This window comes from Neorhizobium fuzhouense, from assembly GCF_042611105.1.
In the GTDB taxonomy this organism is placed as follows: Bacteria; Pseudomonadota; Alphaproteobacteria; order Rhizobiales; family Rhizobiaceae; genus Neorhizobium; species Neorhizobium galegae_A.
In genome coordinates this window covers 429355-453673 of sequence record NZ_JBHFFP010000002.1, presented here as the reverse complement: position 1 = coordinate 453673, position 24319 = coordinate 429355, and the positions used below count along the sequence as shown (strand labels likewise).

The following is a 24319-nucleotide window of genomic DNA, read 5'->3' as shown; positions in this document are numbered from 1 at the left end:
CGGCTTAGCCGCTGCATGCGAATGCGCTAAAGTGGTCGTCGCAAGGCAGCCGGTGAAGGCAAGCATGCCACCGGCGATGACATGCACGCATCAACGGAGAGTAAGCTCATGCGAGGCATTCCGATACTGATGGTGGTTGCGTCTGCGTTCCCGTCCGGCCTTTTCGCCCATGAGGCGCTGACCGGTTGGAAATATGAAGCCTTCTGTTGCAATGGCAACGAGCACAATGGCGATTGCCAGATGATCTCGACGAAGAACGTCAAGGTGACGCCGCAGGGCTATGATATCTCGCTGCGGCCCGGCGAACACCGGCTTGTGACGCGGAGCCACGAATTTATCGTGCCGCAGAGCCAGACGCGCCGCAGTGGCGACGAGGACTATCATCTCTGTCTCTATCCGAATGAGGATACGCTGCGCTGCTTCTACGCGCCGGACATGGGCTATTGACCCGGTGACACCCAAGCCGGCAGGGTCTTCGCGATCCACTCGCGGAAGGCGATCACCTTTGCCGATTTGCGGCGGCTTTTCGGCGAGATCAGCCAGTAGCTCAGGTCGTCCGTCTTGAAGACATCGAAGGGCATGATCAGGCGGCCGGCCTCCAGCTCCTCACGGTGAAGAAACGGGCTGAGCAGCGCCACCCCGTGGCCGGCAATGGCGGCGCTGCCTTCCAGATCCAGCGCACCGTCCGCATCGATGGTGATCGTGCCGGGGAGGGCCGTGTCGATGCCGTTCGAGCGAAACCAGATCCCCCACCATTTGCTGCTGGCGCCGATCAGCGGCAGTTTCAGAAGATCCGCCGGGGTGGTTGCGCCGCCGATTGTTTCGGCGAGCTTCGGGCTCAGCATGGGTGCATAGGTGAGCCGGAACAGTTCCTGCGCCTCCATATCAGTCGGCGGCCGCTCGCCCCGCCAGATGGCGACATCGGCATTGTCGATGCTGAACTCCGCCGGTTTGTCCATGCGCAGGATACGCACCGCCAGCCCCGGATGCTGCAACTGGAAGGCGCCGATATGGCGAGCAAGCCAGTGAGAGGCAAAGGTCGGCGTCGAACGGATTTCCAGAATGCCGTCCGCCTGTTCGCGCGCGTCGGCCAGAGCATCGGTCAGGAGTGCAAAGGCGTCCACGATCTTCGGCAGCATGCGCTCGCCGGTCGCCGTCAGGATGCTGCGCCGCGCCTGCCGGAGGAACAGCATCTCGCCGACATGCTCCTCCAGAAGCTTGATCTGGTAGCTGACCGCCGTTTGCGTCATGCCGAGTTCCTCGCCGGCCTTGGTGAAGCTACCAAGCCGCGCCACGGACTCAAACACCCGGATCGCGTTGAGCGGCACCTTGCGCGACAGCTTCATCGATAAGCTCTCTTTCTGGCTGCTGTTTTCGATTGAATTGGTATGGCGCCGGAAACGGGTGGTATGTCATCGCATATCGGTTCATCTGTCGAGCCAGATATCAAAAAAACAGTGATCTGGAGACGATCATGGCGGTCTGGACCAGAGGTTCTGCCGGGTGGAGACGCGTGTTCTCGTTCTGGCTGAAACCGGAGTGGCGGCGTTCACCAATTCCTGTCACCGAACTGCCCGATGCGCTGCGCATCGATGTGTCGGCGCCACCGCAAAAGCTCCCGGCACGACAGGACGATCTGTGGGAGCGCATTCGCACGGCGCGATTGCCACGGCTTTGATGCCTTTTGCGTCACGTCGTGCTGTCGGGCGGGCCCGCATCGAAACCGGGCAGCGTCTTTTTCAGGAAGTCGCGGAAGGCGCGGATCTTGGCGGTATGGCGGCGCGCGTGCGGGTAGACCAGCCAGTAGTGCGAGCCATCCTCGCAGGTGAGCGGAAAGGGTTGGATGAGCCGGCCCATGGCGACGTCGTCCTGATAGAATTCCGGGCGCAGAATGGCCACGCCATGACCGGCCATGGCGGCGGCCGCTTCGACGGACTGTGCGCCAAGCCGGGTGCGTGACCGGTCTTCGAGCGACGCATCGGGATGGCCGGCCGCGGTAAACCACAGTCTCCACCAGGGATCGCTCGGATCGATGATCTTCAGCTTCAGGAGATCGAGCGGTTCCCTGACGCCGCCGATCGTCTCGGCAAGCTTGGGGGAGAGCATTGGCGTAAAATGGTTGCGCATGACGAAATGCGCGCGAAGGCCAGGCCACTCACCCTTGCCGGACCGAATGGCAAGATCGGCCTCGGTTTTGGAAAAATCGATGACCTCCTGCGAGGTTTCCAGGCGCACCGCAAGGTTTGGATTGTCGAGCTGGAAAATGCCGAGATGACGCGCCAGCCACTGGCTGGCAAAGGTGGTGGTGGCGTGAATGATGAGAGTGCCGTCGGCAACGCCCTGCATCTCGCTGACGGCCGACCGCAGCAGGTCGAACCCGTCGGAAACCTTGGGCGCCAGCCGCTGCCCGGCGTCTGTCAGCAGGATCTTGCGCGGCTGGCGCAGAAACAGGATTTCGCCCAGCGTATCCTCCAGGAGCTTCACCTGATAGCTGACCGCGGTTTGCGTCAGGCCGAGTTCCTCACCCGCCTTGGTGAAGCTGAGATGGCGCGCCACCGCCTCGAACACCCGCAGCGCATTCAGCGGGAACTGCTTCGACATTTTCATTGCATCAATCCTCTTGATCCATGCAGACGAAGCTTCGATTGGATCCTCGCCGTCTTTTCCCGCATCCTAAAGACAATTCACTCGACAGGATAGAGGGAGCAAGTCCATGAGTTTGCACGAAATTAGAGGCGTCGTACGGCCGAGACTGCTGCTTGATATGTGGCGCCGGATCGGCGTGTGGCTTGGCGGAAAGAGCAGGCCACGCAGCAATGCGCTTCATCTGGAGGAGATGCCGGAATCGCAGTTGCAGGACATCGGGTTTTGCGATGGGCGCCAGACGCGTCACGGTTTGCCTCACAAGACCGCCTTCGACGCAGCCCGCGATGCCATGCTGCGCCGGTCGTTATGAAGATGCGCCGGGTTAAGCGGCATAAACGGCGAGCAGTTCGGCGGCCACCAGCGCTGCGATGACGGCCGGGCGCTTGTCACGCACAGTTGTGCCGCCGATGGGCAGGATGAGCCGATCGGCGGAGAGGGCGCCGTCCGTTTCCCGCGCCAGCCAGCTGCGAAAGGTGGCGCGTTTGGTGGCTGAACCGATCATGCCGACATAAGGCAGATCGGTGCGGGACAGCGCCTCGCGGGCGATCAGAAAATCCAGCGCGTGATCGTGGGTGAGAATGAGCACGGCGCTGCCGGGGGCAAGGTTTTTAACCAGCGCTTCCGGCATGGCGACATGGTGCGTTTTTACGCCCTCGGGCAAGCCTTCCAGCGCCTCGGCGCGCGTCTCGACCACGGTAACGGCAAAGGGCAGGGGCAGGAGCGCGCGCGCCAGCGCCTGTCCGACATGGCCGGCGCCGAACAGCATGACTCCGGGGAAGGCCGCAGACTCTGCGGCAGCGCGTGCCCGAAGGTTAGCGGCCATCTGTGGCGTCACCGTCTCGAAACTCAGCAGCGTGCGCCCGCCGCAGCACTGGCCGATATCAGGGCCGAGCGGAATGTCCATCTCGCCCAGACCTTGGCCGTCGAGCATGCGACGTGCATTGTCGATGGCCATGAATTCCAGCTGCCCACCGCCGATCGTGCCCCAGCTTGCGGTGGGGGCAACGAGCATGATGGCGCCTGCCTCACGCGGCGTCGATCCCTTGGCCTGGCGGATCGTCACGCAGACGCAAGCGGAATGCCTGTTGAGAAACAGTTCCAGCCCGGCTTCAGACATCGTCGCCCTGGCGGAAGACGCCAACCAGTTCGAACCTCAGCCCGTCCGGGTCGTAGATCGTCGCGCCGGTTCCGGAAAAATAGTTGGCGACGATCTGGTCGGTGAGGCGCGAGCCGAAGCCGCGGCGCGTCGGGGCGGAAACCGGCGGTCCACCTCTTTCGTGCCAGGTAAAGCGAAAGGCATTGTCCGCCCCGGCCGACCAGATGATATCGATGGTTCCGCTGCCATTGGACAGCGCGCCATATTTCAGCGCATTGGTGGCAAGTTCATAGACGGCAAGAGACAGGCCAACAGCTTGCTGCGGCGAAACGCGAACGTCCGGACCGGAGATGCGGACGCGTGCGGGATCATCCACATGGGCTGCCATGCTTTCCGTCACGATCGCCTCGATCAGCGCATCGTTTTCCGACTGGTGAATGAGGCTTTGGGCCTTGCCAAGCGCTGCAACACGGTTTCCAAGCGTCAGGCGCGCTTCTTCCAGCGTCTGGGCATGGCGCATGGTGGCGCTGACAACGGCGGTAGTGACAGCCATGGTGTTCTTGACCCGATGCACCAGTTCCCGCCGCAGCATTTCCTGCTCACGCTGGCTCTTGACGAGGGGCGTTGTGTCGACGGCGACATTGATCAGGCCGCGCACCATGCCCTCGTCATCGTAAAGCGGGCTATAGGAAAAGGTCCAGAAGGTTTCCTCCGGATAGCCGTTGCGCGTCATGATGAGGCGCATGTTTTCGACAAAGGTGCTCTTGCCCGACAGTGCCTGATCCACCAGCGGTTTTACGTCGTCCCAGACGTCGGACCAGATGATGTGGAACGGTTGCCCAAGGGCGCCCGCCTCCTTCGCGCCGAGAAACGGCCGATAGGCATCGTTATAAAGCATGTTGAGGTCGGGCCCCCAGAAAAGGCAGATCGAATGCCCCTGCTGGACCATCATCTGCAAGATGGCGCGCAGCGACGAGGGCCAGGTGTCGATGTCACCGAGCCCCGTGCGGGACCAGTCGAACAGGCGGATCGCCTGTCCCATCTGGCCGCCGTCTTTCGGGAATTCCTTCACTGCGTCTTGTCTCCGACCGCATTTCATAGGGTTTCAACCTTATCGATCGCAACCGGTGTCCGATAGGGCGCATGTGCGGCCGGGTGAGGGTTATAATGCTTTCAGTCTCTCCACCGCCATCAGCACGCGTTCGGGCGTCGCCGGTGCATCGAGCCGCGGGCAGACGGTGTAATCGGCGATGGAAGCCACCGCCATGGAAATCGCCTCCAGCACCGAAATCGCCAGCATGAAGGGCGGCTCGCCGACAGCCTTGGAGCGGCCGATGGTGGGCTCGCGGTTTTCCGACCATTCGGCCAGCTTCACGTTGAAAATCTTGGGCCGGTCGGAGGCAAGCGGGATCTTGTAGGTGGAGGGGGCATGCGTGCGAAGCCTGCCCTTGCCATCCCACCACAATTCCTCCGTCGTCAGCCAGCCCATGCCCTGCACGAAGGCGCCTTCCACCTGCCCGATGTCGATGATCGGGTTCAGCGAGCGGCCGACATCATGCAGGATGTCGGTGCGCTCCACCATGTATTCGCCCGTCAGCGTGTCGATGGAAACTTCCGAGCAGGCGGCGCCATAGGCGTAGTAATAGAAGGGGCGGCCGCGGCCGGCGGCGCGATCCCAGTGGATTTTCGGCGTCTTGTAGAAACCGGCGGCAGACAGTTGCACGCGGTCGAAATAGGCGGCCTTCACCAGTGCGTCGAAGGAGATCGTGTCGGTGCCGACGCGCACCCGGTTGGGCAGGAATTCCACATCGGTTGCCGTCACTTGCCATTTGCGGCAGGCGAACTCGACGAGCCTCTCGCGGATCTGGCGTGCGGCATCATAGGCGGCCATGCCGTTGAGGTCCGAGCCGGAGGAAGCGGCGGTGGCAGAGGTGTTCGGCACCTTGCCGGTCGTCGTCGCGGTGATCTTCACCCGCTCGATATCGACATTGAAGGCATCCGCCACCACCTGCGCCACCTTGGTATAGAGGCCCTGGCCCATCTCGGTGCCGCCGTGGTTCAGATGGATCGAGCCATCGGAATAGACATGCACGAGGGCCCCCGCCTGGTTGAAGGCGGTCATGGTGAAGGATATGCCGAATTTGACCGGGGTGAGCGCAATGCCCTTGCGGATGACCGGGCTGTTCCTGTTGAAATCGATGATCGCCTGGCGGCGCGCGCGGTAGTCGCTGGAGGCTTCCAGTTCCTCCACCACGCGCAGGATTACATTGTCCTCCACTTCCTGGTGATAGGGGGTGAGCGTGCGGCCGGACCCCGTCTCGCCATAGAAATTCAGCTTGCGCACGTCGAGCGGGTCCTTTCCCACCGCATAGGCGATTTCCTCGATGAAGCGCTCGCCGCCGAGCAGACCCTGCGGCCCGCCGAACCCGCGAAAGGCGGTGTTGGAGCAGGTATGCGTTTTCAGCGGCTGCGAGGTCAGGTGCACATGCGGATAGAAATAGCTCGAATCGGCATGAAACAGCGCGCGGTCGGTGACGGGGCCGGACAGATCCGAGGAAAAGCCGCAGCGCGCCGCAAAGGTCGCATCCACCGCATGGATGCGGCCTTCCTCGTCGAAGGCCAGATCGTAATCGACGCGGAAATCGTGACGCTTGCCGGTGACGGCCATGTCCTCGTCGCGGTCGGGCCGGAATTTGACGGCGCGGTTCAGTTTCTTGGCAGCAATGGCGGCAAGGCAGGCAAAATGGTTGCCTTGCGTTTCCTTGCCGCCAAACCCGCCACCCATGCGGCGCGTGTTGACGGTCACCGCATGGTTTGCGCAGGCCAGCACATGCGCCACCATATGCTGCACCTCGGTGGGGTGCTGGGTGGACGACCAGACGGTCACATCCTCGTCTTCGCCGGGAATGGCAAGCGCGATCTGGCCTTCAAGGTAGAAATGCTCCTGCCCGCCGATCACCATGCGGTTCTGGATGCGAAGCGGTGGCCGGTTGATTTCGGTCTCCGGCTCGCCGCGCTTCAGCGTCATGGGCGAGACGACCATCGGCGCACCATTGGCAAGCGCGCCTTCGATATCGGTCCAGTGCGGCAGGTCGCGGTAGTCGATCCTGGCAAGCCGTGCTGCCCGGCGCGCCGCCTCGCGGCTTTCGCCGATCACGACGAAGATCGGCTGGCAGTGGAACTCGATCTTGTCGGTGGCCAGCAGCGGCTCGTCATGGCTGCCATTGGAGGAGACGTCGTTGACCCCCGGAATGTCGTCTGCCGTCAGGACCGCCACCACGCCGGGGGCGGAGCGCACGGCCGACAAATCGATGGACAGGATTTCGGCATGCGCCCGGTCCGCCATGCCGAGGGCGGCATGCAGCGTGCCTGCCGGTTCCGGCATGTCATCGATGTATTCTGCGGTGCCCGTCACATGCTTGTGGGCGGAATCATGCCGCAGCGAAGCGTGCATCGGGCCGTTGATGGTGGTTTTGGTGTCGAAGGTGGTGTTGTCCATCAGCGGGTTCCTTCGATGACGATATGTTTAGCAAACGGCTGGTGGCGATGACACTGTCCGGCTCGGAAAAGACCCCCTCTGGCTGCCGCCATCTCCCCCACAAGGGGGGAGAGGACCCGCGGCAACGCTCTCGCCAAATGTGAACACTGACGGCGCGGCATGTTAAGCCCCTCCCCCTTGTGGGGAGGGGTTGGGGAGGGGTTTTTCTTTTGCTGACGGATATAGATCATCATCCTCACGCCTCCTCCACGTCAAACCGCTTCAGCTCATGCGGCTGGCCGGCGGTTTCAAGGAAGAAGCGGGTAAGCAGGTTTCTCGCCGTCAGCGCGCGGTATTCGGCGCTGGCACGCCAGTCGGTCAGCGGCTGGTAATCCTCGGCAAAGGCGTCCTGCGCGGAAGCCACGGTGTTCCAGCTCCAGGGCTGGCCGAGAAGGGCGGCTTCCACGGCTTTGGCGCGCTTGGGCGTACCCGCCATGCCGCCGAAGGCGATGCGGCAGGTCTCGACGCAGCCTTCGCCGTCAAGCGTGATCAGGAAGGCGCCGCAGAGCGCAGAGATATCCTCGTCGCGGCGCTTGGAGATCTTGTAGACCGCGTAAAACGCATCCTCATGCAAGGCCGGCACGACGATCTTTTCGACGAATTCGCCGGGTTGGCGGTCCTGCCGGCCGTAGTCGATGAAGTAATCCTCAAGCGGCAGCGTGCGCGATCCTGTCGCCGAGCGCAGCGTGACGGTTGCCCCGAGCGCAATCAGTGCCGGCGGCATGTCGCCGATCGGCGAGCCATTGGCGATATTGCCGCCGATCGTGCCCATGTTGCGCACCTGCGCGCCGCCGATGCGGTCGATCAGGCGGCCAAGGGCGGGATAGGCAAGGTCGAGAGCGTTCAGCGCATGGGCATAGGTGACGCCGGCCCCGAGCGTGATGCCGGCCTCGTCCTCGGTGATGGTCTGCAGATCCGTCAGCTGGTTGATGAAGACGACCGGATCCAGCTTGCGCATTTGCTTGGTGACCCAGAGCCCGACATCTGTGCCGCCGGCCACCACGGTCGCCTGCGGCTCGCGGGCCAGTGTGTCGGCGAGCGCTGCGAGTGTGCCGGGAATGATGGCGCGATCATTGCCCTTGGTGACGGTGATCGTGTCGGAGGTGGCGCGGATGGTCCATAGCTTTGCCATCACCTCGGCCCGGTCGCGCTCGATCGGATCAAACAGCGCGCTCGGGCGCTCCGCGGCCACCTGTTCGGCGGCCTTCACGATGGGCTCGTAGCCGGTGCAGCGACAGAGATTGCCTTGCAGCGCCTGTTCGATTTCCTCGCGGTTCGGCTCGCCATTGGCCATCCACAGGCCATAGAGCGACATCACGAAGCCCGGCGTGCAGAACCCGCATTGCGAGCCGTGACAGTCGACCATCGCCTGCTGCACCGGGTGCAGTTTGCCGTCCTTGGCCGCCAGATGCTCCACCGTCACCACATGCGTGCCGTGCAGCGAGCCGAGGAACCGGATGCAGGCGTTGACGCTCTCATAGCGCAGCGCCCCGCCGACGAGGCGCCCGACCAGCACCGTGCAGGCGCCGCAATCGCCTTCCGCGCAGCCTTCCTTGGTGCCGGTCAGCCGCTTTCTGAGGCGCAGATAATCGAGCAGCGTTTCGGTGGGATGAAAATCCCCCAGCACAATGTCGTCGCCGTTCAGGATGAAGCGGATGGCTGAAGTCATGCGTGCCCCTGCAGTCGTTACTGGGCGGTCCAGCCGCCATCGATGGAGATATGGGTTCCGGTGATCTGTCGTGCGGCGTCGCTGGCGAGATAGAGGGCGGTGGCCGCAACCTCTTCGATGCTGACGAATTGCTTCGTTGCCTGCAAACGGAGCATGACATCCGTCTTGACCGCCTCTTCCGAGATACCACGTTCGCGCGCCGTGTCGGGGATCTGTTTCTCCACGAGGGGCGTCAGCACGTAGCCGGGGCAGATGGCGTTCACTGTAATGCCGAATTCGGCCAATTCCAGTGCGGCGGTCTTGGTGAGACCAAGAATGCCGTGCTTTGCAGCCACATAAGCAGATTTGAACGGCGATGCAACAAGTGCATGCGCCGAGGCGATATTGATGATGCGGCCTTTGCCGGCGGCTTTCATCAGCGGAATGGTGTGGCGCATGGTGTGGAACGCCGATGACAGCAGGATGGCGATCAACTGATCCCACTTTTCGACGGGGAAATCCTCGATCTTCGCCACATGCTGGATGCCGGCATTGTTGACGAGGACATCGACGCTGCCAAAGGCATCCTTTGCCGTTGCGATGAGGTCGGCGATTTCGTCCGGCTTCGTCATGTCGGCGCCGTGGTAAAGCGCCCGGCCGGGGCCGAGTGTTTCAAGCTCGGCGCGCGCGGCCTCGATCTCGTCGGCCTTGCCGAACCCGTTGATCACCACATGCGCACCGTCGCGCGCAAAGGCGCGGGCAATGCCAAGCCCGATGCCGCTGGTGGATCCGGTGACGACCACGGTTCTTTCCATGCCTCTCTCCCCATGCGCCTGTTCTGCTGCAGCGCAAGAGGCAAGGTATGCGCAAACGGGGAGGGCTGGCAACGGCTGTTTCAACCGGGTGAGTGTGTCATCGCACCACCCGGTTGTCGTGATTTACCGGCAGCGGCTGACTTCGTTGAGAGCGGCCGTAATGCCTTTCAGCGAATAGGTGTAGGTCGTGTTCGTGCCGCGGGCGGAGACAGCCTTCAGGGTCATGTCGGTGCCGGCGCGCATGGCGGTCACCAGCGCCGGTTCGCGGGCAGGATCGCGCACCCAGGCGGCATTTTCCTTCGGCACCAGGGTGAAGTTGTCCGAACCGAGCGACAGCGCGACGCGCGAATCTGCTTTCAGTCCGTAGCCCATGATGGCCTGCGGCATCAGGCTGGAAGAACCGGCCTGGGGTGCGACGAGGAAGAAGTTTTCGCCGTGATTGACCGCCGCCGGCTGCTGCGAGGTCGGCACCGACAGCGCGTAGCAGCGCTTGGCCTTGCCGCTGCCATAAGAATATACGCCCCATGCATCGAACTGCTTGACCCGGGTCGGCTGGGCGCTGGCGGCAAGCGCGGACATCAGGAGGGCGGATACGGCAAGGACATATGTCTTTCTGGACATCAAATACTCCACGAAATGAGTTGGATGGCAACATCCGCCGCGCGAGACGACAGTGGGTGCAACAGCGTGCGATTGAAAGGGCAGAGGATTAGCGAAAGGTTAAGGGCGGGATCAACCCTTGGCGCTCGCGCCTCACAAAGGGTTGATGACAGGCTGTCGGATTTTGCCGCAGTCCTGCGCTGGAAGGGGAGGCGGGTCCGCCAGTAACGGCTTGCCTTCAGCGCACATGCGTGCCGGAAGGGGCGGGCAAGGGGCGAAGGCTGCCAGTCGCCGGCCATTGATGCCGCGCGCTGGGCCGCTTTGGTCAGTCGTGACTTTCCTTTTCTTTTCAATCGGATGCGCACGAACGCTGCGGCTCTGCCTGCAAAGTCTCTGAATCTGCTGCATTTTTCGCTTGGAATGGCGATGCTGCTTGCGAGATTGAGTCCGCCAGGCGCGACAAGCCTCTGGAAACAAGCGCTCTTTTGCCGGGGCGCTATCCAGATTTTCGAAGTCCGCGGTCGAAACTTTCGCCTTTGAGTTTAGGGGCGGTCTTTCTATCTAGGGTCCAAACGCAAATCATGGATACAGATGATGGAACTTGGCCTTTACACTTTCGCGGACGTCGATCCGGCCATTGCGAGCGGTAGCCGTGGCGCAGATGCCGCCGTTCGCCTGAAACATCTCCTGGAAGAGATCGAGCTTGCCGACCAGGTGGGGCTCGATGTCTTTGGTCTCGGCGAGCATCACCGGCCCGATTATGCCGTCTCCTCGCCGTCGACCGTGCTGGCGGCGGCTGCGGTGAAGACGAAGAACATCCGCCTCACCAGTGCCGTCTCGGTGCTGAGTTCGGATGATCCGATCCGCGTCTTCCAGCAGTTTTCGACCGTGGATCTTCTGTCCAACGGCCGGGCGGAAATCATGGCGGGGCGGGGCTCCTTCATCGAATCCTACCCCCTGTTCGGTTACGACCTCAACGATTACGACCGGCTGTTTTCCGAAAAGCTCGACCTGCTTCTGACGCTGCGCGACAACGAGATCGTCGACTGGGAAGGGGAGCTTCGCGCGCCGATCAAGCGGCGCGGCGTCTATCCGCGTCCGTTGCAGGACAAGCTTCCGGTGTGGATTGCCGTCGGCGGGACGCCGCAATCGGTGGCACGCGCCGGTGCCATGGGCCTGCCGCTCGCCGTGGCGATCATCGGCGGCGACTATGCCCGCTTTGCGCCCTTCTTCGAGCTTTACCGCGAATCGGCCCGGCGCGCCGGGCAGGATCCGAAATCGCTGAAGACCAGCATCAATGTGCACGGTTTCATCGCCGATACGACCGACAAGGCGGCCGACCAGTTTTACGGCCCGCAGGCCGCCGTGATGGACCGGCTTGGCCGCGAGCGCGGCTGGCCGCCCACCAATCGCGCCCAGTTCGATCGCGCCCGCTCGGCCCCCGGCAATCTCTTCGTCGGCGATCCGGAAACGGTGGCGGAAAAGATCGTCGCTGCGCACAAGGTGTTCGGCAATGACCGGCTGCTGATCCAGATGGCGATTGGCCTGATGCCGCATGAGCAGATCATGCGCGGTATCGAACTCTTCGGCACGAAGGTTGCACCGCTGGTCAGAAAAGCGTTGACGCCTGCGCAGGATGGGGCGAAACCGGCGGCCTGAAAAAAAGCCGACCGGGAATTTATGGCATGATCGTTTCCAACGAGACCGAACTCGACAAGCTGAAAGCGATCGGCCGCCTATGCGCGCAGGCCGTCAATGCGATGGCAAAGGCGCTGGAACCGGGCATCACCACGGCCGAACTCGATCTCATCGGCCGAAAGGTTTTGGAAGAGGCCGGCGCGCAGTCGGCCCCGGAATTCTGTTACCAGTTTCCCGGTGCCACCTGCATCAGCGTCAACGAGGAAGTCGCTCACGGTATTCCCGGTGATCGGGTGATCCGTGCCGGCGATCTCGTCAATATCGATGTGTCGGCTGTCAAGGACGGCTTCTTCGGCGATACCGGCGCGTCCTTTGCGGTTCCGCCGGTCAAGCGCGAGATCGAGCGGCTGGTGCGTGACGGCAGGCGCGCCCTCTGGACAGGCCTGCAGCAGGTGAAAACCGGCAAGCCGATCGCTGGTATCGGTAATGCCATCGGCGCATTCGCCGCCAAGAACCGCTATACGCTGATCACCAATCTGGCGAGCCACGGCGTCGGTCGTTCCCTCCACGAGGAACCGACGGAAGTGCCGACCTGGCCGGATGTCGATGAGACCCGACTGATGCAGGAGGGGCTGGTGTTTACCGTCGAGCCCTTCCTGTCGCTTGGCGCCACCTGGGCGGAAGACGGCGGCAACGGCGATCCCTGGACGCTCTACGGCGATCCGAAGGCGCCGACCGTGCAGTTCGAGCACACCATCGTCGTGACCCGCAACGGCCCGTTGATCCTGACGCTTGCCGATTAAGCCTCACACGACGTCATCCTCGGCCGGCTGACGCTGCTTTGAGGATGCGAGCGGATGGACAGACCCGCAAAGAAGAAGGGCGCGCAGCCATGGTCGCGCGCCCTTCATGTTTTCCGGAACGATCTTTAACGGTCAGAACTCGCTCCAGCTTTCCTGTGCAACGGCTGCCGTGCTGCGCCCGGAAAACGCTCCGGCCAGTTTGCGGCCGAGGGCACGTGCCGGCGAGGGCACCGGGCGGCTGGCGGCCGGCAGAGCGGTCGGTGCGGCCTGCCGGGTGCCGTCCTGCAGCTTGAACTGCGTGAGCAGCTGGTTGAGCGCCGTCACTTCGCGGGCAAGGCTATGGCTGGCAGCAGTCGATTCCTCCACCATTGCGGCATTTTTCTGCGTGTCCTGGTCCATCTGGTTGACGGCGGTGTTGATCTGCTGGAGGCCCGACGACTGCTCCTGCGCGGATTCGACGATGGCGCTCACATGCTGGTTGATCTCCTGAACCTCGGAAACGATCGCCTGCAGCGCCCTGCCGGTTTCATCGACGAGGTTGACGCCTTCGGCAACCTGGGCGTTGGACGCGTTGATCAGCGCCTTGATTTCCTTGGCGGCCTGGGCAGAGCGCTGGGCAAGCTCGCGCACTTCCTGGGCAACCACGGCAAAGCCCTTGCCGGCTTCTCCCGCACGCGCTGCCTCGACGCCGGCATTGAGCGCCAGAAGGTTGGTCTGGAAGGCGATCTCGTCAATCACGCCGATGATCGAGGAAATCTCGCTCGACGAGGTTTCGATCTTGCCCATGGCGATGACCGCGCGCCGCACGATCTCGCCGGACGTTTCGGCGCCGGTCCGGGTGCGGGCCACGAGCTGGCCGGCCTCCTGCGCGCGGCGGGTGGAATCGCGCACCGTCGTGGTGATCTGCTCCAGGGCTGCGGCGGTTTCCTCGACGGATGCCGCCTGTTGCTCGGTGCGCTTGGCAAGATCGTCGGCGGCCGACCTGATCTCGTTTGCGCCGGCATCGATGCCGCGGGCATTTTCCGCGACCTGCACCAGCGTCGACTGCAGCTTTTCGGCGGAGCGGTTGAAATCATGGCGCACCGTGTCGAGCGCTGGCGCGAAGGGATCGGTGATGCGATAGGTGACATCGCCGTCCGACAGGTGCGACAAGCCAGCCGCCAGGCTGTCGACGGCATGCTGCACACCGGCCGCCTCGCGGGCGCGCTGCTCTTCCCGCTCGATCCGTTCGCGTTCCGACAGGCTGCGATTGGCCTCGGCCTCCTGCGACAGCCGTGTCCGCTCTATGGCGTTGTCGCGGAAAACCGCAACGGCGGCGGCCATCTGGCCCAGCTCGTCACGCCGGTCGAGACCGTCGACCGGCTCTTTCGTCTCGCCGGCCGCAAGCGTCGTCATGCGCGCCCGCAGCGCGACAAGCGGCTGGATGATGCCGCGCGAGGCAACAAGAAGGGAGGCGGCAAAGATGGCGGCAAACAGGAGGCCGAGCGTCAAAAGCGTCGTGAAGATCGTGCTATTGGCCTGATCGGCGAGATCCTGAGCCATGCCTTTCAGCCTCAGTAGCCTCTGGTCATTCCAGTCCCGCACGTCATTGCGCCAGCCGGACACTTCCGTGTCCATATCAGACAGCAAAGCCAGCGCATCGCTGGTCTTGTTCTGCCCGGCAAGCTCCAGCGCCTTGTGCAGGTTGTTGAAAATGGCGTGGGCGCGCACGGTGAAGCTGTCGATGGCTGCGGCATTTTCCGGCGTCAGCGTCTTTGCCGTTTCGAGACGTTTGAACAGCGTGGTTTCGCCCGAGGCGAAGCTTTCCTTCGTCTTCAGCCGTTGCACCGTGGCCGGGTCGAACACGGTCATCTGGTAGGCGGCATAGGCGGCAGCGACCAGCGAGGCGGTCGAGCGCGCCATCTCGACGGATGCCACCGTATCCTGATTGAGGAAGGTGGAATACGTGCTGTTTGCCGCCTTGTAGCTCGTGGCCATCAGGCTGACGCCGCCAATGCCGATAAGGCCGATGGATGCAACCAGCGACAGGATCTTCAATCGAATGGGAGTATTCTTCAGGAAGGACAAAACATGACCTCAAATAGAGAGATCCGTTTCTTCCCCGCGTCGGAAGTGGTCGGATGATAACAGGAGCCATGCGCGGACAAAGCTTGGTCATCAAGCCGAAAAGATCAGTTACGTCATCACATTTTGTGGTTGCCAGAAAATTAAGGCAAAGCGCGGATTTTTAAGTCCGACCGATCGATCGGTTTAAAAAGAATGGTTTTGGCGGTCACGGAAACGGGATCGGTGCGGCGGTCCTTCAGCGCTTCTCTTACATTTCCTTCACATTGCATGCCCGCCATTGCCGCCTGCATCGAACTGGCATAGTTTCGCCGCCCGAAGCTGGCAGCATTCGTGCCAGATCCGTATCACGGCCGGACCCGTATCACGGCCGGATCAGCATCAAGGAAAGTCCGTTTCCGTGTTCCACTCCTTCTTTCCCAAACCGAAACTGTTTTTCACCTCCGCAGCCATCTGGTCGCTGGTCTGTATCCTGGTCTGGTATACGGTCGGCCCGCGGCTCGGCGCCGCCGTCGGCTTGCCGCCGCTGGCCGCCGGCCAGACCCCGCCGGTGGGGCTTGCCTTCTTCTTCACCCCCGACAATCTGTGGTTCTATCTCTACTTCACCGTCTTCGTCGGCCTGTTCGGCCTCACATGGCAGGTGATCGCCCGTGGCCACCCCTGGCTCAACTGGTCGGTCTGGGGGTCCGCCTTCATCATCTTCATCGCCTATTTCAGCGTGCAGATCTCGGTCGCCGTCAACAACTGGCGCGGTCCCTTCTTCGACCTGTTCCAGCAGGCGCTGAATGGTGGTGGCACGGTGACGGCGGGCCAGCTTTACGAGTTGCAGCTGCGCTTCCTCGAAATCGGTCTGGTCGGCGTAACGCTCTCGGTCGTCACCGCGTTCTTTACCAACCACTATGTCTTTCGCTGGCGCCAGGCGATGAACGACTTCTACCTGTCGAAATGGGACAAGCTGCGCCATATCGAAGGCGCCTCGCAGCGTGTGCAGGAAGACACGATGCGGTTTGCCAATATCCTAGAGGGTCTGGGCGTCGCGCTGATCAATTCCGTCATGACGCTGGTGGTCTTCCTGCCGATCCTGTTTCGGATGTCGGAACATGTCAGCGAACTGCCGCTGTTGGGCGCCGTGCCGCACGCGCTGTTCTGGCTGGCGATCGGCTGGTCGCTGTTCGGTACCGTTCTGCTGATGGTCGCCGGTATCAAGCTGCCGGGCCTGAATTTCCGCAACCAGCGCGTCGAGGCGGCCTTCCGCAAGGAGCTGGTCTATGGCGAAGATCATGCCGAGCGTGCCCAGCCTGCCACCGTGCGCGAACTCTTTGCCAATGTGCGCAAAAACTATTTCCGCATGTACTGGCACTACACCTATTTCAACGTTGCGCGCTTCGGCTACAACCAGCTTGACGGCATTTTCCTGACGGTAATCCTGATCCCGACGGTGGTGGCCGGCAAGATCACCATGGGCCTCTGGCAACAGATCGCCACGGCATTCGGCGAAGTCACCAACAGCTTCCAGTATCTGGTCAGCTACTGGTCGACAATCATCGAGCTTTTGTCCATCCACAAGCGCCTGAAGGCGTTCGAGGCGGCAATAGACGACAAGCCGCTGCCGGAGATCGACCAGCGTTACCTGAAGCGCGAGGCAGAGGCTGGCGAGATCGCGGCGGACCGGCCGTACTGACGGCCGCGCCTGCGACGCAAGCAGCACGCATTTTGAACCGCATCGGGCAACCGGTGCGGTTTTTCTGCGCTCAAAGGCCGGATGCCGCCCGTTCGGTGTCGTGCCCGCTCCCCGGCGCACCGGTCTTTTCAAGGGCGGCCATGGCCTCGCCATAGGTCACGCAGGCGACATCGGGCAAAGCACAGATGTCCGAAGCCAGCCGGTCGAGCGCGCGCCAATAGGCGCCCCCGTTCATCAGCACGAAGTGAAAGCCGAATTGCAGCGGCAGGCGGTCGCCGTCGTATTGCGCATCGAAGGCCTTGCGGAAGGCGGAATAGGCACGGTCCTCGAATTCCGCCGAGCGGCTGGGGTTTTCGACGCCCGCCGAATGACGGATAAAGAGGTTATAGTCCATGGCGATGATGTTGCGCCCCTCCGGTCCCTCCGGGATCAGCGGCAGGCCGAAGTTTAAGACGCCGTTTTCACGCCGCGGCCGCATCGGCCCCTTGGTGACCCCGCTTGCATCATAGGCAAAGCCTTCCTGCTTCTCGGCGGTGTTCAATGCCTCGCTCGTCGACAGATACGGGGCGCGAAACCCCTTGATGCCGGCAATGAAGGGCCGCCAGCCCTGCGGCTCGCGATCGCCCGCATCGAGATCGCCCCAGGCGGAGGTGAGCACCGAGCGGAACTTGACCATCTCCTCGCGCCATTGCGCACTCGACCACTGCCGCCCGTCAAAATGGCCGCAGGTGTGGCTGGCAATTTCATGGCCTTCCAGATGGGCGTTCCAGATATGGTCAAGCCGGGTGCGCGCCTCCTCGGCCGTCTGGGCAAAGCCGATATTGGAGCGGCCCGGCTTCTGCTGTGGCCCTTCATAGGTCTTGGCCCGCGCCCGGTCGATGACCAGCGTGCAGGAGAGGAAGTAGGTGAAATGCGCGTTCACCCGCTTTGCCATCTCCCGGCTTCTCTCCCACAGCGCATTGTTGCCGGCGCCGTCGAACGAGATCATCACCAGTTGTTTCGGCTTCTCTTCTGCATGAACGGGCAAGACACCCAGGACGAGGCTGGCAAGCGTGACAGTCAAAGGGCGGCAAAGGGAGGGTGAAATCGGCAAAAGGAAAACCTGTCTGGGAATGCAAAGGCGGTCTTGTGCTGTCGGAATGCGGCAATCGTTGGAAGGACATGTCATCGACAGGGCATCAACTCTGCGGCAACTGTCGTCACGCACCCCCTTACATCGCGGGAAAAATAGGTTAGAAGGCAGGCTTTCGAGTTGAAGGGCCGCCGTGCGGCCGGAGTTTGGCATGGTACAGGACAACGACAGCTTTATCCGCGAAGTCAACGACGAACTGCGTTCCGAGCAGTTCACCGGGGCTTGGAAGCGGTTCCGCTATGTCATCATGGGCGTGGCGGTGCTGATCGTTCTCGGCACGGCCGGCTATCGCGGTTATGAATACTGGCACAACCGCAATTCCTCTGAGTATGGCGACCAGTTCCTGGCAGCCCTCAACCTTGCCAAGGACAACAAGGCGGACCAGGCGCTGGCAGCCTTTGCAACGCTGGAAAAGGACGGCAGTGGCTCCTATCCGGTTCTGGCGCGCCTGCGCTCGGCAACGCTTCTGGCTGAAAAGGGCGACGTGACCGGCGCCGTGGCAGCCTTTGATGCGGTGTCCAAGGATAATGCGGTGCCGGCCATCATCCGGGATGTGGCGCGCGTGCGCGCCGGCTGGCTGCTGATCGATGGCGGAACCTATGATCAGGTTTCGGCCCAGGTGGAAGTCATGGCAACACCTGGCCATGCGCTGCGCAATTCGGCGCGCGAAGCCCTGGGCCTTGCCGCCTACAAGGCTGGCGACATGGCAAAGGCCAAGGACTGGTTCCAGCAGATTGCCAGCGACGCGGCCGCGCCGCGCAATGTTGCCAACCGCGCGCAGATCATGCTCGATACGATTGCCGCCTCCGGCAAGGCTGCCTGAGGCAGAACTGCCTGGGGAAGACCCACCAGGACGACCAAACAACAAGAAAGCCCGGAAAGGGACCACCATGAGCTTCACAGTCGCCATCGTCGGGCGCCCGAATGTCGGCAAGTCCACGCTGTTCAACCGGCTGGTGGGCAAGAAGCTTGCGCTGGTGGACGATACGCCCGGTGTCACGCGTGACCGTCGCCCCGGCGACGCAAAGCTCATCGACCTGCGCTTCACCATCATCGACACGGCAGGGCTTGAAGAAGCCGGCCCGGAAACGCTCGAGGGCCGCATGCGCGCCCAGACGGAAGCGGCCATCGACGAGGCGGACCTGTCGCTCTTCGTGGTGGATGCGAAGTTCGGTCTCACCCCCGTCGACCAGACGCTTGGCGAAATGCTGCGCCGGCGTGGCAAGCCCGTCGTGCTGGTTGCCAACAAGTCCGAAGCGCGCGGCTCCGATGGCGGCTTCTACGACGCCTTCACGCTCGGCCTTGGCGATCCGGTGCCGATTTCGGCCGAACACGGGCAGGGCATGATCGATCTGCGCGATGCCATCGTCGAGGCCATCGGCCCGGAGATGGCCTTTGGCGACGACGATGACGAGGCTGAAACCGATGTCGACCTGCGCGACCACGAGCGCGACGGCGACGAGGACGAGGACGAGGACTTCGAGCCGGCCTATGACGATAGCAAGCCGCTGCGCGTGGCCATCGTCGGGCGCCCGAACGCCGGCAAGTCGACGCTGATCAACCGTTTTCTCGGCGAAGACCGTCTGCTGACCGGCCCGGAGGCCGGCATTACCCGCGACAGCATTTCCGTCGAATGGGACTGGCGCGGCCGCACGATCAAGATGTTCGACACTGCCGGCATGCGCCGCAAGGCCCGCGTTCAGGAAAAGCTTGAAAAGCTGTCGGTGGCCGATGCGCTGCGCGCCATCCGCTTTGCCGAAACCGTGGTCATCGTCTTCGATGCCACCATTCCGTTTGAAAAGCAGGACCTGCAGATCGTCGATCTGGTGCTGCGCGAGGGCCGCGCGGCGGTGCTCGCCTTCAACAAGTGGGATCTGGTGGAAGACCCGCAGGCGCTGCTGGCCGAGCTTCGCGAAAAGACCGAGCGGCTTTTGCCGCAGGCGCGCGGCATCCGTGCCGTACCGATATCCGGCCAGACCGGCTATGGTCTCGACAAGTTGATGCAGAACATCATCGACACCGACATGGTGTGGAACAAGCGCATCTCGACGGCCAGGCTCAACCGCTGGCTGGATACGGTGCAGGTTCAGCATCCGCCACCGGCTGTGTCGGGCCGTCGCCTGAAGCTGAAATACATGACGCAGGTGAAAGCCCGCCCGCCGGCCTTCATGATTTCGTGCACGCGCCCCGATTCGGTGCCGGAATCCTACCTGCGCTATCTGACGAACGGCCTGCGCGCCGATTTCGCCATGCCGGGCGTGCCGATCCGCATTCATTTGCGCGCGTCTGAAAACCCGTTCGAGAACAAGCGCAAGAAGCGCTGACGCTGGGAAGGCGCCGGCGTTTACGAGGGCAGCGCGCGAAAACCGTTGCGGCCGAGAGGGCGCATCTTGCGCCCTTGCGCAATCAGCACATTGTTGAGGAACTGTTTTGACGCGGCTTCCCAGGTAAAGTCACGCGCAAGCCGCCTTGCGTTTTCGCGCGAGCAGGAGAGCGCTTCAAGGCAGGCAAGACGCAGATCCTCGTTGAGGGCACCCGCGCCGCTTCCCTCGGCAATGATGTCGACCGGGCCCGTCACCGGATAGGCGGCAACCGGAACGCCGCTGGCCAGCGCTTCCAGGATCGTGTTGCCGAAGGTGTCGGTCTTGGACGAAAAGACGAAAACATCCGCCTGCGCATAGGCGCGTGCCAGATCCTCGCCCGTCTTCATGCCGGTAAACAGCACATGCGGATAGCGCCGCTGCAATTCCTCGCGCTCGGGCCCGTCGCCCACCACCACCTTGGAGCCCGGCAGATCGAGATCGAGAAAGGCCGGCAGGTTCTTTTCCACCGCGATCCGGCTTACCGTCATGAAGATCGGCCGGGGAAGACCGAAGGGGGCGGCTTCGAGCGGCATCGGGTGAAACTGCGTCTGGTCGATCCCTCGGCTCCAGCGCAGAAGGTTCTTGAGGCCCAGCTTGGAAAGTTCCCGCTCCAGGCTTGCCGTTGCCACCATGCAGCCATTGCCGGCATTGTGGAACCAGCGCACGAAGGCGCGCAGCCAGCGGATCGGCACGGGAAAGCGGGCGGCAACATATTCCGGAAACCGCGTATGATAGCTCGTGGAAAACGGCAGGTTGTTCTTGAGGCACCAGCGGCGGGCAAGCAGCCCCAGCGGGCCTTCAGTCGCGATATGCACCGAGGTGGGTCCGAATTTTTCGATGGCGCGGGCCACGGCGGCATAGCTTGCCACCGACAGCCGAATTTCCGGATAGGTGGGGCAGGGCACGCTGCTAAATTCCTGCGGCGTGATCATCGAAACCTCAATGCCCATCCGCGTGAGCTCGCGATTGGTGTTTTCGATGGAGCGTACCACGCCGTTCACTTGCGGATACCAGGCGTCGGTGACGATGGTGATCTTGGTCATGTGCGGCGCAGGCCCCCTGGTGCCAGTGCGCGACCGACTCGCGCATTGCGGCGTCTCTGGCCGTTTCTATCGGCCAGATTTGTAACAGGGGAATGTCAGCGTCACTCCGGCAGTAGCGCGGGCTCCGACCCTTCGTTGCCCCCATACGGCGGAAATGATATCTTCGGCGTGACGTGGAGATATCCTATGCCGCTTTTCGTGCGTGATGATGAGATCACCGCCATGGCCGCCGAGTTGCAGCACCTCACGAAGGCGCCCAGCAAGACGGAAGCCTTGCGCCGCGCTCTTCGCAACGAGCTTGCCCGCACGCGCCAGCAAATGCCCGTGCGTGAACGATTGGCTGCGGCGCGCGCAACGGCGGACGCAATCGGTCCGTCGGCGGACGCGTTTGACCAGAAAGCATTTACCGACGAACTCTGGGATGCTGGAAGTCAGCCGGGCTGACGCTGCTCTACAAGCGCGAGGATTTTCGCCAGACGGATCTCGCCTGAACCATCACTTCGGCAGTAGCGCGGGCTCGATGAGGGCGCCGTGGTGGCCGATGACGACGGAGGCGATGGCGGCGCCGTGGGCGGCTGATTCGGCAAGCGAGGCGCCGGTCATCAGGCGCGCGAGGAAGCCGGCGTTGAAACTGTCGCCGGCGCTCGTCGTATCGACCAGTTTTTCCGGCGGCACCGCGGGGACGAAGACGGTGCTGTCGCCCTCGGCGACGGTTGCACCCTGCGCGCCGTTCTTCACCACGATCTTTTCGGCGCCGAGCGACCGGTAGCGCTCGATGGTGGCGGCGACATTGGCATCCTCGAAATGGGCCGCCTCGTCGTCAAAGCTCGGCAGCACGATGGAGGCGGCGCGGGCGCCGGCGCTGATCGTGTCGAGCATGCGCACACGGTCGTTCCAGAGGCGCGGGCGGATATTCGGGTCAAAGGCCACCGTCTTTCCGGCGGCGCGCGCGCGGCGCAGTTCCGAAAGCAGTGTTTCGGCGCCGGTGACGCCGAGAATGGCAAGCGTTATGCCGGAGAAATAGAGGAGGTCAGAACTTTCGATGCCCTGCCGCAGGTGATCGGCATCATCGGCCAGAAGCCTGGCGGCAGAGGTGTCACGCCAGTAGCTGAAGGTGCGCTCGCCGTCTTTCAGGGAAATCAGGTAGAGGCCCGGCGTGCGGCCGGAAATCCGCCGGATCGATTGCGTGCCGATATCGGCTTTTTCCATGAAGGACAGCATTTCATCCGACAGCGGATCGTCGCCAAGACCGGTCAGGTAATCCACCTGCCAGTCGGCGGGAAGGGCCGCGCGCAGATACCAGGCCGTGTTGAACGTATCGCCGGCAAAGCCCTTGCGCAGAAGTCCCTGGCCCGCCTGGGCCAGTTCCACCATGCATTCGCCGATCGAAAGAACCCGCTTTGCCATCCCATTCTCCCCGTGACACCGTTCGGCAATAGGCTGAAGCGGCGGCCAAGGCAAGGCCCGCTCTGTGGCGATGTTCAGGCTTTTGCCTGCATCTTCGGGCTCGCCATGATGTCGACATTTGTCTTTTGTGAGAAGGGAGCTAGGTTGTGGGGTGAACGGAACATCGAAGGAGTGAAAGACGCACATGGCGATGCTAACGGCACAGAAGGGCGATCCGAACTGGTGGCGCGGCGCGGTGATCTATCAGGTCTACCCGCGCTCTTTTCAGGACACGACCGGCGATGGCATCGGCGATATCCGGGGCATCACCGAGCGCCTGCCGCATATCGCCTCGCTTGGCGTTGACGGGATCTGGCTGTCGCCCTTCTTCACATCGCCCATGGCCGACATGGGCTATGACGTTGCCGATTACTGCAATGTCGACCCGATGTTCGGGACGCTTGCCGATTTTGATGCCATGATGGCCGAGTGCGAGCGCCTGGGGCTCAAGGTCATCATCGACCAGGTGATCTCGCACACCTCCGACCAGCATCCCTGGTTCATCGAGAGCCGGTCGAGCCGCAGCAATCCGCGCTCCGACTGGTACATCTGGGCCGACCCCAAGCCCGATGGCACTGCCCCCAACAACTGGCTGTCGATTTTCGGCGGGCCGGGCTGGGAATGGGATGGCGTGCGCAAGCAATATTACATGCACAACTTCCTCGCCTCGCAGCCGGATCTGAACTTTCACAATCCGGATGTGCAGGATGCGATGCTGGCCACGGTGAAATTCTGGCTGGAGCGCGGCGTACACGGCTTCCGCCTCGATACGGTCAACTACTATTTCCACGACCGGCAGCTGCGCGACAATCCGCCGATGGTCTACGACCCGCATTCGACGGGGCTGGAAACCGATACCAATCCCTATTCGATGCAGCACCATCTCTATGACAAGAGCCAGCCGGAAAACATCGAGTTCCTGAAGCGGCTGCGCGCGCTGCTGGACGAATATGATTGCCGCACGACGGTGGGCGAAGTGGGAGACGGCGACCGGTCGCTGACCACGCTTGCCATCTATACCAGCGGCAATGACAAGCTGCACATGTGCTACACGTTCGACCTGCTGAGCCCGCGCTTTACCGCAGAACATATTCGCAGCGTCGTGTCGAAGTGCCAGGAAATCGTCACCAATGGCTGGGTCTGCTGGGCCTTTTCCAACCATGACGTGGTGCGCCATGTGACGCGCTTCATGGAACATGCCGGCGAGCGGGAAGCGGTGGCGAAGATTGCGATCAGCGTGCTTTCCACGCTTCGCGGTTCCATCTGCCTCTATCAGGGCGAGGAACTGGGCCTGCCGGAAGCCGAGCTTGCCTTCGAGGATCTGCGCGATCCTTACGGCATCCGCTTCTGGCCTGCTTTCAAGGGCCGCGACGGATGCCGTACGCCGATGGTCTGGGATGTCGACAAGCCGCTGGCCGGCTTCAGCGAGGGCAACAAAGCCTGGCTGCCGGTGCCGGCAGAGCATCAGGCGCTTGCCGTCAACGGGCAGGAGAATGTCGAGAGCTCGGTGCTCAACCACTATCGCCGCACGCTTGCCTTCCGCAAGGCGCATCCGGTGCTGCTCGATGGCGACATGACCTTCCTCGATACGACGACCGACCTTCTCGCCTTCGTGCGGGAAAAGGCCGGCGAGCGGCTGCTGTTCGTCTTCAACCTCACGCGCGCACCGCAGGACTTTGCCCTGCCGGCGGCGATGGCGGGCGCTACGCCGCAGCCGATGCCCGGCTATGATCCGCCGGTCGAGGATGGCGTCGTCAAGCTTGCGGCACTCGACGTGTTCTGCGCCCGCCTCTGACCCGGAGGCCT

The 24319-nt window shown here is 62.7% G+C and carries 22 protein-coding genes; 10 read left to right on the top strand and 12 right to left on the bottom strand.

The window, feature by feature from the left end:
- Positions 1-108: 108 nt before the first annotated feature.
- Positions 109-447 (top strand): hypothetical protein, encoded by a 339-nt coding sequence (locus tag ACEXP3_RS05930; RefSeq protein ID WP_377296424.1) that lies wholly within the window; start codon positions 109-111, stop codon positions 445-447.
- Here the strand turns inward: ACEXP3_RS05930 and ACEXP3_RS05925 are convergent.
- Positions 441-1346, bottom strand: a complete 906-nt coding sequence (locus ACEXP3_RS05925) for a LysR substrate-binding domain-containing protein (protein WP_377296423.1) — start codon at positions 1344-1346, stop codon at positions 441-443. The two genes, ACEXP3_RS05930 and ACEXP3_RS05925, sit on opposite strands and share 7 nt — an antisense overlap.
- 128 nt (positions 1347-1474) lie before the next feature.
- On the opposite strand from ACEXP3_RS05925, the gene ACEXP3_RS05920 reads away from it, so the two are divergent.
- Positions 1475-1678 (top strand): hypothetical protein, encoded by a 204-nt coding sequence (locus ACEXP3_RS05920; RefSeq protein WP_377296422.1) that lies wholly within the window; start codon positions 1475-1477, stop codon positions 1676-1678.
- An 11-nt stretch (positions 1679-1689) separates the two neighbouring features.
- Here the strand turns inward: ACEXP3_RS05920 and ACEXP3_RS05915 are convergent, their stop codons facing one another.
- Entirely contained in the window at positions 1690-2607 is a 918-nt protein-coding gene (locus tag ACEXP3_RS05915; RefSeq protein ID WP_377296421.1) for a LysR substrate-binding domain-containing protein, read from the bottom strand.
- 106 nt (positions 2608-2713) lie between these two features.
- Between ACEXP3_RS05915 and ACEXP3_RS05910 the strand changes: the two genes are divergently transcribed.
- Positions 2714-2956 carry a hypothetical protein gene (locus tag ACEXP3_RS05910; protein ID WP_377296420.1) on the top strand — a complete coding sequence of 81 codons (243 nt, stop codon included), beginning with the start codon at positions 2714-2716 and terminating at the stop codon, positions 2954-2956.
- 12 nt (positions 2957-2968) lie between these two features.
- On the opposite strand, the gene xdhC is transcribed toward ACEXP3_RS05910, so the two are convergent.
- From xdhC to ACEXP3_RS05880, 6 genes are all read right to left on the bottom strand, one after another.
- Positions 2969-3763, bottom strand: a complete 795-nt coding sequence (gene xdhC, locus ACEXP3_RS05905; RefSeq protein WP_377296419.1) for a xanthine dehydrogenase accessory protein XdhC — start codon at positions 3761-3763, stop codon at positions 2969-2971.
- Positions 3756-4814, bottom strand: a complete 1059-nt coding sequence (locus ACEXP3_RS05900; RefSeq protein ID WP_348635460.1) for a sensor histidine kinase — start codon at positions 4812-4814, stop codon at positions 3756-3758. The genes xdhC and ACEXP3_RS05900 overlap by 8 nt, the downstream gene beginning before the upstream one ends.
- Before the next feature lie 90 nt (positions 4815-4904).
- A complete protein-coding gene (gene xdhB / locus ACEXP3_RS05895) occupies positions 4905-7241 on the bottom strand; it encodes a xanthine dehydrogenase molybdopterin binding subunit (protein ID WP_377296418.1) in 2337 nt (778 codons plus the stop codon).
- Between the two features lie 235 nt (positions 7242-7476).
- On the bottom strand, positions 7477-8949 hold the full coding sequence (gene xdhA, locus ACEXP3_RS05890; RefSeq protein ID WP_377296417.1) for a xanthine dehydrogenase small subunit: 1473 nt from the start codon (positions 8947-8949) through the stop codon (positions 7477-7479).
- A gap of 17 nt (positions 8950-8966) precedes the next feature.
- Positions 8967-9743, bottom strand: coding sequence for a 3-hydroxybutyrate dehydrogenase (locus ACEXP3_RS05885; protein ID WP_377296416.1), 777 nt, complete (start codon positions 9741-9743; stop codon positions 8967-8969).
- A gap of 123 nt (positions 9744-9866) precedes the next feature.
- Positions 9867-10364, bottom strand: a complete 498-nt coding sequence (locus ACEXP3_RS05880) for an invasion associated locus B family protein (RefSeq protein ID WP_377296415.1) — start codon at positions 10362-10364, stop codon at positions 9867-9869.
- Positions 10365-10937: 573 nt separating this feature from the next.
- On the opposite strand from ACEXP3_RS05880, the gene ACEXP3_RS05875 reads away from it, so the two are divergent.
- Both ACEXP3_RS05875 and map read left to right on the top strand, forming a co-directional pair.
- Entirely contained in the window at positions 10938-12002 is a 1065-nt protein-coding gene (locus ACEXP3_RS05875; protein WP_377296414.1) for an LLM class flavin-dependent oxidoreductase, read from the top strand.
- A 26-nt stretch (positions 12003-12028) separates the two neighbouring features.
- On the top strand, positions 12029-12784 hold the full coding sequence (gene map, locus ACEXP3_RS05870; protein WP_377296413.1) for a type I methionyl aminopeptidase: 756 nt from the start codon (positions 12029-12031) through the stop codon (positions 12782-12784).
- A gap of 132 nt (positions 12785-12916) precedes the next feature.
- On the opposite strand, the gene ACEXP3_RS05865 is transcribed toward map, so the two are convergent.
- Positions 12917-14851 (bottom strand): methyl-accepting chemotaxis protein, encoded by a 1935-nt coding sequence (locus ACEXP3_RS05865; RefSeq protein WP_377296412.1) that lies wholly within the window; start codon positions 14849-14851, stop codon positions 12917-12919.
- Positions 14852-15248: 397 nt separating this feature from the next.
- Here ACEXP3_RS05865 and sbmA point away from each other — a divergent pair, with 397 nt between their 5' ends.
- Positions 15249-16529, top strand: a complete 1281-nt coding sequence (gene sbmA / locus ACEXP3_RS05860) for a peptide antibiotic transporter SbmA (protein ID WP_377296411.1) — start codon at positions 15249-15251, stop codon at positions 16527-16529.
- A gap of 70 nt (positions 16530-16599) precedes the next feature.
- Here sbmA and ACEXP3_RS05855 read toward each other — a convergent pair whose 3' ends face one another.
- On the bottom strand, positions 16600-17556 hold the full coding sequence (locus tag ACEXP3_RS05855) for a polysaccharide deacetylase family protein (protein WP_377296410.1): 957 nt from the start codon (positions 17554-17556) through the stop codon (positions 16600-16602).
- Positions 17557-17812: 256 nt separating this feature from the next.
- Here ACEXP3_RS05855 and ACEXP3_RS05850 point away from each other — a divergent pair, with 256 nt between their 5' ends.
- Together ACEXP3_RS05850 and der are read left to right on the top strand one after the other, a co-directional pair.
- A complete protein-coding gene (locus tag ACEXP3_RS05850; protein WP_377296409.1) occupies positions 17813-18484 on the top strand; it encodes a tetratricopeptide repeat protein in 672 nt (223 codons plus the stop codon).
- A gap of 67 nt (positions 18485-18551) precedes the next feature.
- Entirely contained in the window at positions 18552-19985 is a 1434-nt protein-coding gene (gene der, locus ACEXP3_RS05845; RefSeq protein WP_377296408.1) for a ribosome biogenesis GTPase Der, read from the top strand.
- A 20-nt stretch (positions 19986-20005) separates the two neighbouring features.
- Here the strand turns inward: der and ACEXP3_RS05840 are convergent, their stop codons facing one another.
- A complete protein-coding gene (locus ACEXP3_RS05840) occupies positions 20006-21067 on the bottom strand; it encodes a glycosyltransferase family 4 protein (protein ID WP_377296407.1) in 1062 nt (353 codons plus the stop codon).
- Between the two features lie 186 nt (positions 21068-21253).
- On the opposite strand from ACEXP3_RS05840, the gene ACEXP3_RS05835 reads away from it, so the two are divergent.
- On the top strand, positions 21254-21511 hold the full coding sequence (locus ACEXP3_RS05835) for a type II toxin-antitoxin system VapB family antitoxin (protein WP_377296406.1): 258 nt from the start codon (positions 21254-21256) through the stop codon (positions 21509-21511).
- A gap of 51 nt (positions 21512-21562) precedes the next feature.
- Here ACEXP3_RS05835 and ACEXP3_RS05830 read toward each other — a convergent pair whose 3' ends face one another.
- On the bottom strand, positions 21563-22474 hold the full coding sequence (locus ACEXP3_RS05830) for a sugar kinase (RefSeq protein WP_377296405.1): 912 nt from the start codon (positions 22472-22474) through the stop codon (positions 21563-21565).
- 190 nt (positions 22475-22664) lie between these two features.
- On the opposite strand from ACEXP3_RS05830, the gene bglA reads away from it, so the two are divergent.
- Complete coding sequence (bglA, locus tag ACEXP3_RS05825) at positions 22665-24308, top strand: beta-galactosidase BglA (RefSeq protein ID WP_377296603.1); 1644 nt, start codon at positions 22665-22667, stop codon at positions 24306-24308.
- Positions 24309-24319: the final 11 nt, after the last annotated feature.

Bases quoted from the DNA above. Each gene is read 5' to 3' on its own strand.
- xdhB (WP_377296418.1), bottom strand. From the start codon at position 7,241: ATGGACAACACCACCTTCGACACCAAAACCACCATCAACGGCCCGATG.
- bglA (WP_377296603.1), top strand. From the start codon at position 22,665: ATGCTAACGGCACAGAAGGGCGATCCGAACTGGTGGCGCGGCGCGGTG.
- ACEXP3_RS05830 (WP_377296405.1), bottom strand. From the start codon at position 22,474: ATGGCAAAGCGGGTTCTTTCGATCGGCGAATGCATGGTGGAACTGGCC.
- xdhA (WP_377296417.1), bottom strand. From the start codon at position 8,949: ATGACTTCAGCCATCCGCTTCATCCTGAACGGCGACGACATTGTGCTG.
- ACEXP3_RS05910 (WP_377296420.1), top strand. From the start codon at position 2,714: ATGAGTTTGCACGAAATTAGAGGCGTCGTACGGCCGAGACTGCTGCTT.
- ACEXP3_RS05850 (WP_377296409.1), top strand. From the start codon at position 17,813: ATGGTACAGGACAACGACAGCTTTATCCGCGAAGTCAACGACGAACTG.
- map (WP_377296413.1), top strand. From the start codon at position 12,029: ATGATCGTTTCCAACGAGACCGAACTCGACAAGCTGAAAGCGATCGGC.
- der (WP_377296408.1), top strand. From the start codon at position 18,552: ATGAGCTTCACAGTCGCCATCGTCGGGCGCCCGAATGTCGGCAAGTCC.
- ACEXP3_RS05840 (WP_377296407.1), bottom strand. From the start codon at position 21,067: ATGACCAAGATCACCATCGTCACCGACGCCTGGTATCCGCAAGTGAAC.
- ACEXP3_RS05915 (WP_377296421.1), bottom strand. From the start codon at position 2,607: ATGAAAATGTCGAAGCAGTTCCCGCTGAATGCGCTGCGGGTGTTCGAG.
- ACEXP3_RS05925 (WP_377296423.1), bottom strand. From the start codon at position 1,346: ATGAAGCTGTCGCGCAAGGTGCCGCTCAACGCGATCCGGGTGTTTGAG.
- ACEXP3_RS05920 (WP_377296422.1), top strand. From the start codon at position 1,475: ATGGCGGTCTGGACCAGAGGTTCTGCCGGGTGGAGACGCGTGTTCTCG.
- xdhC (WP_377296419.1), bottom strand. From the start codon at position 3,763: ATGTCTGAAGCCGGGCTGGAACTGTTTCTCAACAGGCATTCCGCTTGC.
- ACEXP3_RS05875 (WP_377296414.1), top strand. From the start codon at position 10,938: ATGGAACTTGGCCTTTACACTTTCGCGGACGTCGATCCGGCCATTGCG.
- ACEXP3_RS05835 (WP_377296406.1), top strand. From the start codon at position 21,254: ATGCCGCTTTTCGTGCGTGATGATGAGATCACCGCCATGGCCGCCGAG.
- ACEXP3_RS05930 (WP_377296424.1), top strand. From the start codon at position 109: ATGCGAGGCATTCCGATACTGATGGTGGTTGCGTCTGCGTTCCCGTCC.
- ACEXP3_RS05880 (WP_377296415.1), bottom strand. From the start codon at position 10,364: ATGTCCAGAAAGACATATGTCCTTGCCGTATCCGCCCTCCTGATGTCC.
- ACEXP3_RS05885 (WP_377296416.1), bottom strand. From the start codon at position 9,743: ATGGAAAGAACCGTGGTCGTCACCGGATCCACCAGCGGCATCGGGCTT.